Below are 13,393 nucleotides of genomic sequence, written 5' to 3' on the forward strand. Positions count from 1 at the left end.
AACGTGTGGCTTATTACGTTCAAACTTAGCCTTAGCCATGTTCATCTTCCTCGTTTACGTCGAACACAATTCTGAGTAAAACTCAGCTCCGACATATCGCCTAAAAAAATCAAACGCCCAATACTTGAAAAGCAGACTAAATAGCCTGCTTTTGGAATCTTTTGCAACAATGTTGCGATAAACTGTAATCTGGAGCTCTTATCGAGATTTGAACTCGAGACCTCTCCCTTACCAAGGGAGTGCTCTACCACTGAGCTATAAGAGCAAATATTAGTACTTCAATGGAGCGGGAGACGAGGGTCGAACTCGCGACATGTAGCTTGGAAGGCTACCGCTCTACCAACTGAGCTACTCCCGCACGATGTTGGTACAAACCACTTATTGAAGTCTTAAAATTGGTGGTGAGGGAAGGATTCGAACCTTCGAAACTTTCGTAGCGGAGTTACAGTCCGCCCCCTTTGACCGCTCGGGAACCTCACCATTTTTTACACTTACATCAGTGCTGTTCTTTACTCTACACTAGAAACTCTCTAAGATGGTGCCGGCACACGGATTCGAACTGTGGACCTACTGATTACAAGTCAGTTGCTCTACCAACTGAGCTATGCCGGCGTTTCTTAGTGTTTCGTACGTTTCGTATCGGAACGGTGTGCAGTTTAGCAAAACTCAGAAACCATGCAAGTGTTTTTTTCAAAAAAAACGTCAAAAACTCATAAAATCAAACCATTTGATGATAATTCAACCGCTTTGATCACTGCGCGAGCTTTTATTTGGGTTTCATTCCACTCAGATTCAGGGTTTGAGTCGGCAACCAGCCCTGCTCCCGCCTGAACATAGACCTTATTTTCACGAATGACACAGGTACGAATCGCAATCGACATGTCCATTTCGCCGTGCCAGCCTAAATAACCAACAGCACCACCGAAAATTCCACGTTTTACTGGCTCAACTTCGTCAATAATTTCCATGGCACGGATTTTTGGTGCACCCGAAAGCGTGCCTGCCGGGAAAGTTGCTTTAAAAACATCCAATGCGTCAACATCATCACGTACTTCACCTTGTACATTCGAGACAATGTGCATGACATGCGAATAACGTTCGATCACCATTTGATCAGTCACTTGCACTTTACCGATTTTTGACACCCGACCAACATCATTGCGTCCCAGATCAATCAGCATTAAATGCTCGGCAATCTCTTTTTCATCAGAAAGCAGATCTTTTTCCAATGCCAGATCTTCTTCTTTGGTTTTACCACGCGGACGCGTCCCTGCCAGGGGACGTACAGTAGCAATCCCATTTTCCAGACGAGATAAAATCTCAGGTGAAGAACCGACAATATGGAAAGGTGTCTTGTTTTCTAAGGTCTGCCCTTGTACCAGGAACAGGTAGGGTGATGGGTTAAGGTGGCGTAACGCACGATAGACCTGTAGAGGCTCACCATCGAAATCAGAGACCATACGGTGACCGGGTACTACCTGCATGACATCACCAGCACGGATGTACTCTTTCACTTTTTCAATAGAAGCAAGGAAGTTGCCATGCCCGGTTAATGACTCAAAATGTGGTGGAGTATGTTTTTCTGCTTTCAGACTGATTGGTGTTGCCAGAATATTTTCCAATTCATTTAATTTTTCATGTGCTTTTTCATATGCATTAGCATCATTCGTATCGGCATGCACAATCAAAAACAAGGTATCTTTGAGGTTATCAAATACGATCACTGTTTTAGACAGCATCATCCAGATATCTGGCAAGCCTACCGGATCAGCCTCAGGGACATTATTCAGCTTTGGCTCGATATAACGTACCGAGTCATAGCCAAAGTAACCGACCAGACCACCAGTAAAACTTGGTAAGGCAGGTAAGTCTGCTTGAGTCGGCACTTTAAACTGCGCCTGAAAGTCGCGAATGTATTGGAAGGGGTCTGAACAGTGCTGCTTTGCAATCGAGCCATCGGAATGTTGTACCGTCAGTTCACCTGCGTTACAGGAGAACACGGTAGATTCACCCAAACCGATGATTGAATAACGCGCCCAGTTCTCGCCCCCTTCTACAGATTCAAACAGATAAGCCTGTTGATGCTGTTTAAGGCGAGCGAAAATAGAAAGAGGTGTATCAGTATCGGCCAGGCGCTGACGGTAAACGGGAATCAGGTTATAGCCTTGCGCAGCAAGTTGCTGGAATTGTGCTTGAGTGGTCATTCGGTTTTTCTCTTTAAATTAGGGTTACTCAGTGTGTAAATAGAATTGGACTGAGCGACGCCATCGAAAAACCTTAGAACTATTCATTTTAATTCCCTAATACCCTAATTAAGCCAGCAGTTCACGTAGATCATCCACAATCTCCTGAGGATGGCTGTCTGCTATATTCTCACCATGATTATAGCCATAGCTGACTACAATACAATCTATACCAGCACGGCGTGCAGCTTCGACATCGTTCACCGAGTCACCAATCATCAGCACCTGCTCCTTGCTGACAGCATAATGCTCAACACAATGCAGCAATTGACGCGGATCCGGCTTACGCTCGGTAAAACGGTCACCACCAATAGTGTCATCAAAATACTTCGCCATATCCAAAATATCTAAAATACTGCGTGCAGGCTGTTCGGGCTTATTGGTCACACAAATGAGCTTTTTACCTTGTGCTCTACCCCATTGTAGAAATTCAATAATGCCCGGAAATGGTACGGTATCGACACATGGATCAGCATTGTAGACTTCCAGGAAAGTATTTAGTAATTCCTGATGCTGTGCTGGATCCAAACTTCCAGTCAGGTGCAGTAGTACGCTTTCACAAAACTTCGAAGTACCCTTTCCAATCCAGACTCGTACCTGTTCTTCAGTCACAAAAGGCAATTGCAGCACATTTAAGCTCATATTCATGGCACGATACAGGTCAGAAGCAGAATCCACCAAGGTGCCATCCAGATCAAATAAAATCAGCTCACGTTTATCCAGTTGTGCTACAGACATTTCTACCCTCTTTATGTTTATTCATCACGCAGCCACAAAAAAGGCATGCGATTGCATGCCTTAATTGTAACCAATACTTGGCTTATTTAAAGAATAGCCAGCCCATAATTGCTAAAATCACAATAACAATTAAAGAAATCAAACCGACTGAAGCATTTTTTTGCTGTTCCTTCGCTTCTTCTACACGAGAAACTGGTTGCTCAACAGGAATTGGTGTTGGTTCAGGTTTAACCGCAGATAAATCTATACCTTCAGGAATTGGCGCCGGTTTTGGAATACCGACATTGGTTGGCATACCATCACGAGTCAACTGGACTTCAGCATCACGTTCTTTTAGCTCTGGCATACCCTGATCATTCATCTGATGGGCAGCAGTCTTCTCAGCAGCCTCTTCAATAATACGTTCAGCTGTCTGTTCTAGTTCAGGCTCAACGATGACTTCTTGTGCTGGCTCAAGCACAGAGAATTTCAGGCTGGCAAACTGTACGATATCACCCTGTTTCAGCAATGCTTCTGAATCAATGCGCATATCATTGACAAAAGTACCATTTGAAGAACCCAGGTCTTGTACCCACAGTGCATTTTCCTTTAGCAAAAAGGCAGCATGCTTACGCGAGATTTCTGCAGCCTGCAACACAATATCTGCTGCCTGATGACGACCCACCAGCATGTCACGGTCAATGCTAATTTCCTGTCCCGTCAGATCGCCAGTAATGGCTTGAATTTTCCAAGTCATAACATCCACTTCTCTTTTATTCTGTTACGTTGATCATAACATGCTGTTTGCAACTACCGCACCTCTAGCTTTTCGGACGCAACGTCGTGGTTGTCACTGTATTTCGGGTTTTTTCTACATTTTGTACTGGTTGCACAGATTGCTGTTGCACTACAGGTTCAATTGCAACTGGCGTAGTGACTACTGCCGTCGGCTGTGAGGCTACAGGTGCAGTTGGTACAGTTTGGTAATTCGACCCTACGGGTGTTTTAGAAACAGGGAGACGTTGTTGATATACATCATCCAGGTTTTCTGGCAGTTTGGCAAAATTACCATCCGAATCTAGCGCCAATTGCAAGCTATACAGCTGACTATAGCGCTGCTGGGAAATTTTACGTACTTCATTTTTATCCCCTACAATTGTTGGGTGAATAAAAATCAGCAGATTACGCTTCTGATTGGATTTACCTTCTGAGCGGAATAAACGCCCCAAACCAGGGATTGCACCCAAACCCGGTACCGCCTGACGACCGTAGCTGGTGTTATCTGAAATCAGACCACCGAGCACAATGGTTTGACCATGTTCAGCCAGAATTGAAGTTTTGATCGCACGTTTACTGGTGACCAGATCTGATGCCTGCCCCTTATCACGTGCAACTGCAGAAACTTCCTGCTCGACTTCCAGACGTACGGTTCCATTTTCACCAATATGCGGAATGACTTTTAATGTCACACCCACATCTTTACGCTCAATGGTGGTATAAGGATTGGCAACACCTGCCGCACCCGTAGAAACCGAGCCTGTTACAAATGGAACGTTTTCACCCACTACGATATAGGCTTCTTCATTATCCATGGTCACAATCGATGGCGTAGACAATAGATTCGACTTCGTGGTTTCTTTAAGCGCCTGAATCAGTGCACCATAGAGCTTTCGGGAACCGTCACTGCCTTCACGATAATCACCTATCACGAGTGAGGTCCCAGTACCAATTGCACTGCCTGCCCCTGCTGCACCACCAGTCAGATAGCCGGCAGCAATATTTTTCAGACTGGCACCAAAGTTATCAAAGTTAATCAGACCAATACCACTACTCAGATCACCAAGTGCCCACTGTACACCCAACTGGTCAGCATCCGTACCTTCCACTTCCATAATCGCGGCTTCAATTAACACCTGCTGACGACGCGTATCCAGCTGATTAATCGCCGACTCGATTTCGCGCATCAGTTGTGGATCAGCCTTCACTACCAATGAATTCTGGGTCGCATCAGCAATAATACTGACACCATTGGCATTAAAACTGGTAATTCCTTGCTGGTTATTTCCTAATCCTGAATTTAACTGAATCCCGGAAGTGGAAGCTTCCTGAGACATATTGGATGCAGAGCTGTTATTGCCCAATGTATTCAGCGAAGTTCCTGCGGAGCTGTTCTCTGAAGAAGAGCTCGAACGCCCCTGAGCCTGCCCAGAAACCAGTCCTTGTAAAATTTCAGCCAGGTTTTTGGCACTGGCATATTTCAGGCGAAAGACTTTTAGCCCCCCTAAACGATCCGCTGCAGGCACATCCAGCGTTTCAATAATCTGGCGAATACGCTTACGGGTTGCAGTATCGCCTTTGATGATAATCCGATTGGTCCGCTGATCTGCCATGACTCGTACACGTGCGCCTTTTAAATCCTTGGCAGCACCTGTAGCTGTCATGGACTCAATCAGGCCAATCATCTCCTCAGCCTGACTCGACTGTAAGGTAATCGCTTCCAGATCATTCTGACCGGTACCATCCAGATTACGCACAATGGTTTCCAGCTGGTAAATATTGCTAGCGCGATCGGAAACAATCAGGGCATTGGTTCCCGGTACAGCTGCCAGATGGGCGAACTGTGGCATTAGTGGGCGTAGTGCTGGAATCAGGTCATTCGGATTGGTATTTTCCAGCCAGATTACTCGGGTCACAATCTGGTCACCAGTCGCACGGTTACGGGCATCATACGGAATACCGGAGTTCTTGACGTTATTGTCTGGCACCAGTTTGATGGTATTCCCGGATGGAATCGCCACGACACCATTAACATTCAAGACCCCAAGAAACAGATCATAGACTTCAGCCCGGTTTAATGCCCGGTTTGAAATGACTGTGACATTGCCGCGTACCCGTGGATCAACGGCAAAATTTTTCCCCGTAATATCGGCTACTTCATTAATAAAAGCAGCCAGGTCTGCATCACGCAGATTGATTTTCCAGGTCTGCGCATAAGTTGCGGTACTGACCATAGCCACCAGAGGTGCGGCAACACAAAGCGCCCATGCTGATCGATTATTATTAAATAAAGCCATAAACCTAAATGCTTCCCAACCCTATATGTGATGACACATCACTTTAAATCCTGTTGAATGGTCATCACCTGATCACCACGTTTAATTTCAAGTTTTACCTGGCCCTGCTGTCGTGCCTGTTCCAGCAACTGTACTTCAGATTGTCCTGCAGTGACGGTTTGACCATTCAGGGATACAATCCGGTCGCCGGGTCTGAGACCGAGACGGTTACGTAGCACTGCCGGAGTTCGCGAAGTGACTTCATAACCCCCTTCACCTGCAGAAACTCCCATATTTTCCAGATACTGTTCGCGGTTTTCATTCATCTGCTGAATCGCGCGACCAATCTCATTCTGCGGTGAAGCAGGCTCATTTGTTGGCTGATTCGCTGATCCACCCCAATTTGAGGATGACGATGAACGCCCACTTTTCTGCTCATTACTCTGCCAAGGCTGATTTAAGCCATTTTCCAAGCCCTTAAAGAAAACTTCCTTACTCGCACCATTTTGCTGACGAATGATCACCCGATCCCAGTACACTTCAGCCAGCTCATAGCCGCTATTACCCAAGCTCTCGCCAACACGATAACGATCGACCTGATCATTCAACTTCAATACTGCTGAAGACAAATAGCTTGGACTGGCAACCATCACCCCTTGTAACAGAATATTGAAGACTTCCGCACTTGCCGCACTTTGTCCAGTTTCCTGAAATAAGGCGAAAGAGCTGATATTCGGAATCCGTGACTGCTGTGAGCCCAGCTCTACACGTTCTACCTGTAGGGCTTGAGGCGGTGCAACAACCAGCCAGAATAGGGCTGCCAGTTTCCAGCACAGATACAGAATCAGTAAAACTAAAAGTGCGGGTGCCGCTTTATTAAACGCCTGTAGATCCAGCTGTTTAAATTTATCTATATTGATGGCCATCAGTTTAGGCCTCCCATCAACGGCTGACGGGTGCTGATGACATAAGTGTCCAGTCCAGCTTTACCTTCATAGGAAGGAACATTCAGTAACATACGCTGTGTCAGTTGCACATTCAGCATCAGATCGGGATCAAGTTCAATATTCAGCATTTTCTGATCACGACTATCGCGAACATCCAGCAATAATTTACCTGACTCATCTGCCAGCTTCCCGGCAAGAACAGGAACACTCATCCGCTCTTGACGCTGTGCAAAGGTATAGATCAATTCTCCCCCGGTCCAATTCAACTGACCACTCACATCACTAAAGCCATTTTGTTTCTTATATTTAAAATCGAGCTGCTTAAATTGAATTGCATTGGTTGGCCATTGCCAGTCTGCCAGATTTTTCAAGGTTTCTGGTGCGACCTGTCCTTCCAGATTCCTGGCGACTAGCGTTTTGGTCAGACCGTAAGCCATTACACCGGCAAGTTTAGTATTGCCGCTATGTACTTCCACATTTGCCCCGAGACGCAATAATAGCAAATCCAATGGACGGACCTGCCAGTTGAGGCTGCCACGCAATTGACCTTTTTTCCAGTCAGCACTTCCCTGCCAGATATTGCCACTGACATTATGCAGTACCTGATTATTTTTATAAAATTTTGAAATCAGCCAGGCAGCCGGCACCTGCAAAACCACAAAAATAAAAAAGGCGACTATGGCAAGAATTAACCATTTGAAAGTTTTCGGTTTACTGCTCATCCCACCCCAACCAATCCATCAATTTCAGTTCCTGGTTATGATTCTTTTCTTAATATAAGTACATTATGCATACTTTTTTCACCACGCCAATTGATGGGCATAAAAAAACCAAGCAATGATGCTTGGTTAAAGATATATAGATCATTTCCATGACTGACCTATGACAACATTCACAGTCAAATCTTTAGATCAGAAAATCTTCCAGCTTGGCACCTTGTTCCAGTTCTGCAACCAGCCAGCGTGGCTGTTTACCACGACCTGTCCAAGTTTCTTCCGGATTTGCTTTACTGCGGTAACGTGGTTCTACAGTCTTGCGAGATGATTTCTTGCGCTTAGAGGCACCGAACTCGAGCAACTGCTCAATGCTCATACCTACTTTTTCTGCAATGCTTAATACCTGATTATAAGCATCTTCGATTTCCTGGTCTTTTTTAGACGCAATTAATGCTTCAGCTTCAGCTTGTAAACGCTTTAACTCTTCAACTGATAAATTCGTAATGTCTGGCATCACTCTCTCCATAAAAATAATATTATTCGTTTTATAAATAACTTTTTCATAATATTTAGATTAAATAAAATATTCAATAAAAAAATTTGAACGGATAACAACAAATAATAAAATTAATTACAAAATTAAATAATTTTCTCGTATTTTAAACTGTATGTTCAACCGTATTTTCTAAATTTCTTATTATTTCCTGTACATCTTCAGGAATTGGCATTTTTTGCATGCTATTTTTATTTATACAAACCAGAACCGCTTCAGAAATTGCCACTACACTTTGCTGCTGCTCACTCCATAATAAATAACTCATACGAAATGAGGTAGTGCCTATATCTTCAATACGCACACCGATTTTAAGTTGATCCGGATAAACCACAGGCTTTAAATAGCGACATTGATTCGTAGCCACAACAGTTAATAATGGACCAACCAGTATATTTAATCGATCCAGATAAGCCAGTCGGGCACTTTCAATATAACGATAATACACCGCATTATTAACATGACCAAAGGCATCCATATCACCCCAAGCCACGCGTTGCTCAAAAATCACTGGATACTGCGCAAGTGATTCCATATATTATCCCCTATATTCTTGTATCAATAAAATTGGCATTTGATTCAAACACCTGATTCAGTTGTTGTTGTAACTCATCCTGCCCCTGCAAGGCAGATTTAATGCGCAGATAACTCATACGCACATCATCTGGATAGAGTGCAAGCAGTTGCTGGGCTTCCTCTACTCGACCCGCAGCTTGCAGTACATGCCATTTGGCAAATGTTAAGACCGGCACTGCTGTATATTTTTCTTCCCATAATGAAATTTGCTGGTTAATAACTTCATAATCAGGATTTTGTCGAAGTAATTGTTGCTGAAACCATAAATAAAATACGTCCTGATTAAATTGCTGTTCCAATAAATGCACTGCTAGCGCTTCATGCTCGGCGCTCATTTCAGGCATTTTAAATAACAATTTCAGCCACAGCAGTTTGACCGTATAGTCACGTTTAAATATTTCGTCGCTTAAGTCGATATAGCGCTGTTGCAAGTATTTTAAATCTTCCTGATCCGCCTGTTCAAAAGCCAGTAATAATTGTTCTAGCCAAAGTGTTTTAGTATTTTGCTCTAAATGACCATATTGAGTTGATCTTAAATACAACCAGGGAAACTTTAAGGCAAATTGCCCCCATAATTTGGTTAATCTCTGCTCATAAGCTGATTTAACTTTAAACAGCCAAGGGGATAATTCATGCTGATTTAAGAATTCAAGATGGGTTAATGCCTGCTGACCATCCTGTTGCGATAAGTACACTTCAATACGCTGTAATTCAGCCAGTTCAAATGCCATTGGATTGGACTGATTTAAAGATTTTAAAGCCTCATCAAAATCCTGCTGCCCCCAAGACAAACGTGCATGAATAATATCTTTTAATAATCCAGACTGGGCAAAAGACTGCTGAATAAAATCACGTTGATCCTGTGAGGCATTGAGCAGCCACACCACTGCCAGTTGTTCATAAGGATGTAAATGATGAAAACTGAAAACGCGCTGTTTTTTGCGCTGCTCGCGATTCAGATAACGCGTAACCGCAGACCACAGCATATGCATGACAAAGCTGATCGTAACCAGTAGCGCTGCCAGTATCCATAGACTGGTCTGTACCTGCCAGTTACGCCAGTACATATAGACATACCCTGGTCCGTGACCGTAACTGAGTAGACTTAAAGCCGCAATACCGAGCAGACTGACAAATAAATAGGCAAGCAAAATCTGTTTCATAAGCGATCAGCTCATTAAGGTACGGGCATTCAGAGAAGGAACCGGTGTCAGCGGTATGGTGCGGATCTGTTCCAGCTGTTTAACCCATTGCTGGCTTTTCCCATCCGGTAATTGTTTGAGGACTTCAGCCACGGCACCAAGCGATTGTTGGAAAGGAATTTGTTGACTTTGCTGTAGTGCGTTTTGTGCCATCAATAGACGTAATTGCGCCTCTTTCAACACTAGTCCTCGCTGCATTAACATCGTACTTGGCTGCTGCACAGCTTCAATTTGAATCAGATTGCGCCAGAAGGAACCAGACTCTGCCGGTGTGGCACTGTGCTGGGCTTTTAACTCCCTGGCAATTTCAGCATCCATTTGATTAAGTAAATCCCGGATTTTATTCTGCTGTACCAGACGACTATTGATGAACTGTTGCAACATTACCTGATCTTTACTGAGTACACGCTCCAAACCGTCTAATAAAGCCGGTGCAAGCGTATAATTCGGCAAATCCAGTTGCAGCTGACTGAGTTTTTCCAATGCTGTGCTGTATTGTTGCTGCTGCAAAGCAAACTCAATCAGGCTGAGTTGCTGACGAACCAGTTCGGCATCGTGCGATTCAGGTGCATTAGCTACCTGTGAGTTGGATACAGCTGGTGCATCCTGGCGCTGTTCAGTTACCTGGCGTTTAAGTGCAACTACCTTGTCATTCAAACTGGCATTTTGCTGCTGCAATAGAGTAAAGCTGGAGCTGAGTTCTGTATGGGCCTGGCGCAAACTGAACAGGTCATAACTGATTTTGACCATCCAGGCGAATGCCACAATGAACAGCACGATTAAAATTTTCTTCATGAGTTCCCCAGTACTCGCTTCATCTCCCGTACGATCACATCGCTGCTCAGGTTCTCGAGTTGTATATACTCAAATGCTGCAGCATGATGTTGACGGTATTCCCCTAAAATAGCGGCCAAACGTGGGCCTAAAACTAAATAAATTCCCTTGCTGATCAGGGAGATGTCCTGCTGCATTAGCTGCACCCAGTTTAACCAGCTGGCTTCACTACTCATCAGAACCACATAATGACGATTGTCCTGCAATCGAGGCAAGAGCGCAGCTATAGCCTGCTGTGACTGAACCGGACACTGACGTTGATACAGTACAAAATTTAGTACTTCAACACCCTGTTGACGCAAATGCTCCATCATAAATAATCGACCACCCTCACCTCGCCAAAAGGCTACAACAGCATCTTTTTCAAGACCATCTAGGATCGGTAACTGTAGCATTCCTTCAGAGGTTTCAACCTCAGGCACATGACTTTGAATGCCATATTGTAGCAATGCCTGTTCAGTGCTTCGCCCTACAGCAATCCACTGTATATGGGCCAATGTAGCCAGTTCAATGCCTGCCTGTGCCAGATATCGCATGCCAATCTGCACCGCAGTCGGACTCACCACCACAATGACTTGAGCACAATTCAACTGCTGATACAAGCTATTCAATTCTGCTGAATAAGGCTGTGCAACCAGTTCCAGCAAAGGTAGCTCTACCACAGGAATTTGTGCTGCCTGTAACTGCTGTGTGAGTCGGACAGCACGATCCTGAGGACGAGTATTGATAAACAGCATGAATCTTATGAATATAGTGCTGTAAGCAAATCACCCGCACCTTGGGCCAGTAAATTCTGTGCCAGAGCCACACCGAGCTGCTCCGCCTGATTTACATCACCCTGTAGTTCTGCTCTTAATAAAGTGGCACCATCCACGCTACCCACACGGCCTTCGATGGCAATTTTACCATCCTGTAAAGTTGCATAACCTGCAATCGGCACCTGACAACCACCTTCCAGATAGGCATTAAATGCGCGTTCAGCACGGACACAGGCATCAGTCTCCGCATGTAAGAGTGGCAGGATCAGGTCAAGTACGGCCTGATCACGATCACGACATTCAAGACCAAGCGCACCCTGTCCCACAGCTGGCAAACTGACTGCAGGCTTAAGCGTATGACGAATACGATCTATCAGTCCCAGACGTTTTAAACCGGCACTGGCAAGAATAATAGCATCGTAATTGCCTGCATCGAGTTTCGACAGCCGTGTGCCGACATTACCTCGCAGATCAATGATCTCAAGGTCCGGACGTGCCTTTAAAATCTGGCTTTTACGACGCAGACTGGATGTGCCTACTTTAGCGCCCTGTGGCAGCTCATCAAAGCTGGCATAGGTATTAGACACAAAGGCATCCAATGGGTCCTCACGTTCGCAGATCACTGCAAGACTTAAACCTTCAGGCAGTGCCATGGGTACATCTTTCATGGAATGCACGGCCAAGTCTGCACGACCATCCAGTAATGCAGCCTCAAGTTCTTTAACAAACAGGCCCTTGCCACCAATTTTTGCCAATGGGGTATCAAGAATTTTATCACCCTGTGTCACAAACGTGACCAACTCGACCTGAAGGTCGGCATGCAGTTCCTGCAGACGTGCACGGATATGCTCCGCTTGCCATAGTGCAAGAGGACTTTGTCGAGTTGCAATTTTTAGGGTCTTCATAAATTTCAAATACAGTGAATGAGAACAATAGTCTAAACTTAACCTGATCACTTTAAAATGCAAGTGAATTTATGCAAGTTTCAACTGCAACCCGATCCCATACGCTTCAGAGCTTATGAATGCGTTCACGTAAAAATGGTAAATGGCGCCGACTTACTGCAAGTCTTTCATCCAGCTCACGGCAACGCACCTGATACTGCCCCGAACTGACCACTTCCAGTCCATCCAGATAGTTCACAGACACAAGCGCATTGCGGTGAATCCTGATAAAATTCTGGCCAAATTCCTGTTCCAAGTCCTTTAATGTTTCATCGATCAGGACACTGCCATTTTTATGCCGTACCGTGACATATTTCTGATCAGCCAGGAAATAGTAAATATTTTCCACAGGGACAAGCTCCACCCCGCGATAAGTCTTTGCCGCAATCTGATGGCGGCTGATATTGAGTTCTTCCATATTTTCTTTTTGTTTTAGTTGGCTCATCTGAGCTTGGGTAAGTTTGGTTAAATGCTCGAATACCTGTGCTAACTCCTGTTGCATCACTGGTTTGAGCAAGTAGCCTTCTGCATTCGACTTGAATGCATCAAGCGCATGGTTGTCATAGGCCGTACAAAAAACAATTGCCGGCATTGGGTCAAGCTGGCGCAGATGTTGTGCGCAACGCAGACCGTCCATTTCGGGCATTTGAATATCTAATAGAATGACATCGGGCTCGTGCTGATGGGCCAGATCAAGGGCTTGCTGACCATGGGTTGCGGTTGCAACCACAGTATGGCCGAGCTGGCTGACCAGGCGTGCCAAACGCTCTATGGCAAGAGGCTCATCATCACAGATCAGGATGTCCATTTATCCTCCTTCAGTTAACGGCATGTCATTGTTGTTAAGTTA

13 protein-coding genes and 4 tRNA genes are annotated in these 13,393 nt (G+C 44.9%); all 17 read right to left on the bottom strand.

What is annotated here, in order from left to right:
- Positions 1 to 190: 190 nt before the first annotated feature.
- The 17 genes from BK820_RS10135 to BK820_RS10215 all read right to left on the bottom strand — a co-directional run bounded on the left by BK820_RS10135 (position 191) and on the right by BK820_RS10215 (position 13,351).
- A tRNA-Thr gene (locus tag BK820_RS10135) sits at positions 191 to 265 on the bottom strand.
- A gap of 17 nt (positions 266 to 282) precedes the next feature.
- Positions 283 to 358 (bottom strand) — tRNA-Gly (locus tag BK820_RS10140).
- Between the two features lie 38 nt (positions 359 to 396).
- Positions 397 to 480 (bottom strand) — tRNA-Tyr (locus tag BK820_RS10145).
- Between the two features lie 56 nt (positions 481 to 536).
- Positions 537 to 612, bottom strand: a tRNA-Thr gene (locus BK820_RS10150).
- Between the two features lie 98 nt (positions 613 to 710).
- Positions 711 to 2,204 carry an anthranilate synthase component I gene (gene trpE, locus BK820_RS10155; RefSeq protein WP_071320833.1) on the bottom strand — a complete coding sequence of 498 codons (1,494 nt, stop codon included), beginning with the start codon at positions 2,202 to 2,204 and terminating at the stop codon, positions 711 to 713.
- Positions 2,205 to 2,312: 108 nt separating this feature from the next.
- Positions 2,313 to 2,981 (bottom strand): phosphoglycolate phosphatase, encoded by a 669-nt coding sequence (locus BK820_RS10160; protein ID WP_048882243.1) that lies wholly within the window; start codon positions 2,979 to 2,981, stop codon positions 2,313 to 2,315.
- A gap of 82 nt (positions 2,982 to 3,063) precedes the next feature.
- The gene (locus tag BK820_RS10165; RefSeq protein WP_071320834.1) at positions 3,064 to 3,717 is read right to left on the bottom strand and encodes an FHA domain-containing protein; all 654 of its coding nucleotides are present in this window, start codon (positions 3,715 to 3,717) and stop codon (positions 3,064 to 3,066) included.
- 64 nt (positions 3,718 to 3,781) lie between these two features.
- Entirely contained in the window at positions 3,782 to 6,034 is a 2,253-nt protein-coding gene (gene gspD / locus BK820_RS10170; RefSeq protein WP_071320835.1) for a type II secretion system secretin GspD, read from the bottom strand.
- A 38-nt stretch (positions 6,035 to 6,072) separates the two neighbouring features.
- Positions 6,073 to 6,939: a type II secretion system protein N gene (locus BK820_RS10175; protein WP_071320836.1), complete on the bottom strand. Its 867-nt coding sequence runs from the start codon at positions 6,937 to 6,939 to the stop codon at positions 6,073 to 6,075.
- Positions 6,939 to 7,682 (bottom strand): type II secretion system protein N, encoded by a 744-nt coding sequence (gene gspN / locus BK820_RS10180; protein WP_004890585.1) that lies wholly within the window; start codon positions 7,680 to 7,682, stop codon positions 6,939 to 6,941. The genes BK820_RS10175 and gspN overlap by 1 nt, the downstream gene beginning before the upstream one ends.
- Before the next feature lie 184 nt (positions 7,683 to 7,866).
- Entirely contained in the window at positions 7,867 to 8,193 is a 327-nt protein-coding gene (locus tag BK820_RS10185) for an H-NS histone family protein (protein WP_026056799.1), read from the bottom strand.
- Between the two features lie 142 nt (positions 8,194 to 8,335).
- Positions 8,336 to 8,764 (bottom strand): acyl-CoA thioesterase, encoded by a 429-nt coding sequence (locus BK820_RS10190; protein ID WP_071320837.1) that lies wholly within the window; start codon positions 8,762 to 8,764, stop codon positions 8,336 to 8,338.
- Between the two features lie 10 nt (positions 8,765 to 8,774).
- On the bottom strand, positions 8,775 to 9,968 hold the full coding sequence (locus BK820_RS10195; RefSeq protein WP_071320838.1) for a heme biosynthesis HemY N-terminal domain-containing protein: 1,194 nt from the start codon (positions 9,966 to 9,968) through the stop codon (positions 8,775 to 8,777).
- A gap of 6 nt (positions 9,969 to 9,974) precedes the next feature.
- Positions 9,975 to 10,802: a hypothetical protein gene (locus BK820_RS10200; RefSeq protein WP_071320839.1), complete on the bottom strand. Its 828-nt coding sequence runs from the start codon at positions 10,800 to 10,802 to the stop codon at positions 9,975 to 9,977.
- Positions 10,799 to 11,578 carry a uroporphyrinogen-III synthase gene (locus tag BK820_RS10205; RefSeq protein WP_071320840.1) on the bottom strand — a complete coding sequence of 260 codons (780 nt, stop codon included), beginning with the start codon at positions 11,576 to 11,578 and terminating at the stop codon, positions 10,799 to 10,801. The genes BK820_RS10200 and BK820_RS10205 overlap by 4 nt, the downstream gene beginning before the upstream one ends.
- A 5-nt stretch (positions 11,579 to 11,583) precedes the next feature.
- Positions 11,584 to 12,504, bottom strand: a complete 921-nt coding sequence (gene hemC / locus BK820_RS10210; protein ID WP_071320841.1) for a hydroxymethylbilane synthase — start codon at positions 12,502 to 12,504, stop codon at positions 11,584 to 11,586.
- Between the two features lie 106 nt (positions 12,505 to 12,610).
- Positions 12,611 to 13,351 (bottom strand): LytR/AlgR family response regulator transcription factor, encoded by a 741-nt coding sequence (locus tag BK820_RS10215; RefSeq protein ID WP_004813599.1) that lies wholly within the window; start codon positions 13,349 to 13,351, stop codon positions 12,611 to 12,613.
- Positions 13,352 to 13,393 lie beyond the last annotated feature (42 nt).

Source organism: Acinetobacter sp. LCT-H3, assembly GCF_001866125.1.
Taxonomy (GTDB): Bacteria; Pseudomonadota; Gammaproteobacteria; order Pseudomonadales; family Moraxellaceae; genus Acinetobacter; species Acinetobacter schindleri.

Bases quoted from the DNA above. Each gene is read 5' to 3' on its own strand.
- BK820_RS10205 (WP_071320840.1), bottom strand. From the start codon at position 11,578: ATGCTGTTTATCAATACTCGTCCTCAGGATCGTGCTGTCCGACTCACA.
- BK820_RS10175 (WP_071320836.1), bottom strand. From the start codon at position 6,939: ATGGCCATCAATATAGATAAATTTAAACAGCTGGATCTACAGGCGTTT.
- gspN (WP_004890585.1), bottom strand. From the start codon at position 7,682: ATGAGCAGTAAACCGAAAACTTTCAAATGGTTAATTCTTGCCATAGTC.
- gspD (WP_071320835.1), bottom strand. From the start codon at position 6,034: ATGGCTTTATTTAATAATAATCGATCAGCATGGGCGCTTTGTGTTGCC.
- BK820_RS10160 (WP_048882243.1), bottom strand. From the start codon at position 2,981: ATGTCTGTAGCACAACTGGATAAACGTGAGCTGATTTTATTTGATCTG.
- BK820_RS10200 (WP_071320839.1), bottom strand. From the start codon at position 10,802: ATGAAGAAAATTTTAATCGTGCTGTTCATTGTGGCATTCGCCTGGATG.
- hemC (WP_071320841.1), bottom strand. From the start codon at position 12,504: ATGAAGACCCTAAAAATTGCAACTCGACAAAGTCCTCTTGCACTATGG.
- BK820_RS10215 (WP_004813599.1), bottom strand. From the start codon at position 13,351: ATGGACATCCTGATCTGTGATGATGAGCCTCTTGCCATAGAGCGTTTG.
- BK820_RS10190 (WP_071320837.1), bottom strand. From the start codon at position 8,764: ATGGAATCACTTGCGCAGTATCCAGTGATTTTTGAGCAACGCGTGGCT.
- trpE (WP_071320833.1), bottom strand. From the start codon at position 2,204: ATGACCACTCAAGCACAATTCCAGCAACTTGCTGCGCAAGGCTATAAC.
- BK820_RS10165 (WP_071320834.1), bottom strand. From the start codon at position 3,717: ATGACTTGGAAAATTCAAGCCATTACTGGCGATCTGACGGGACAGGAA.
- BK820_RS10195 (WP_071320838.1), bottom strand. From the start codon at position 9,968: ATGAAACAGATTTTGCTTGCCTATTTATTTGTCAGTCTGCTCGGTATT.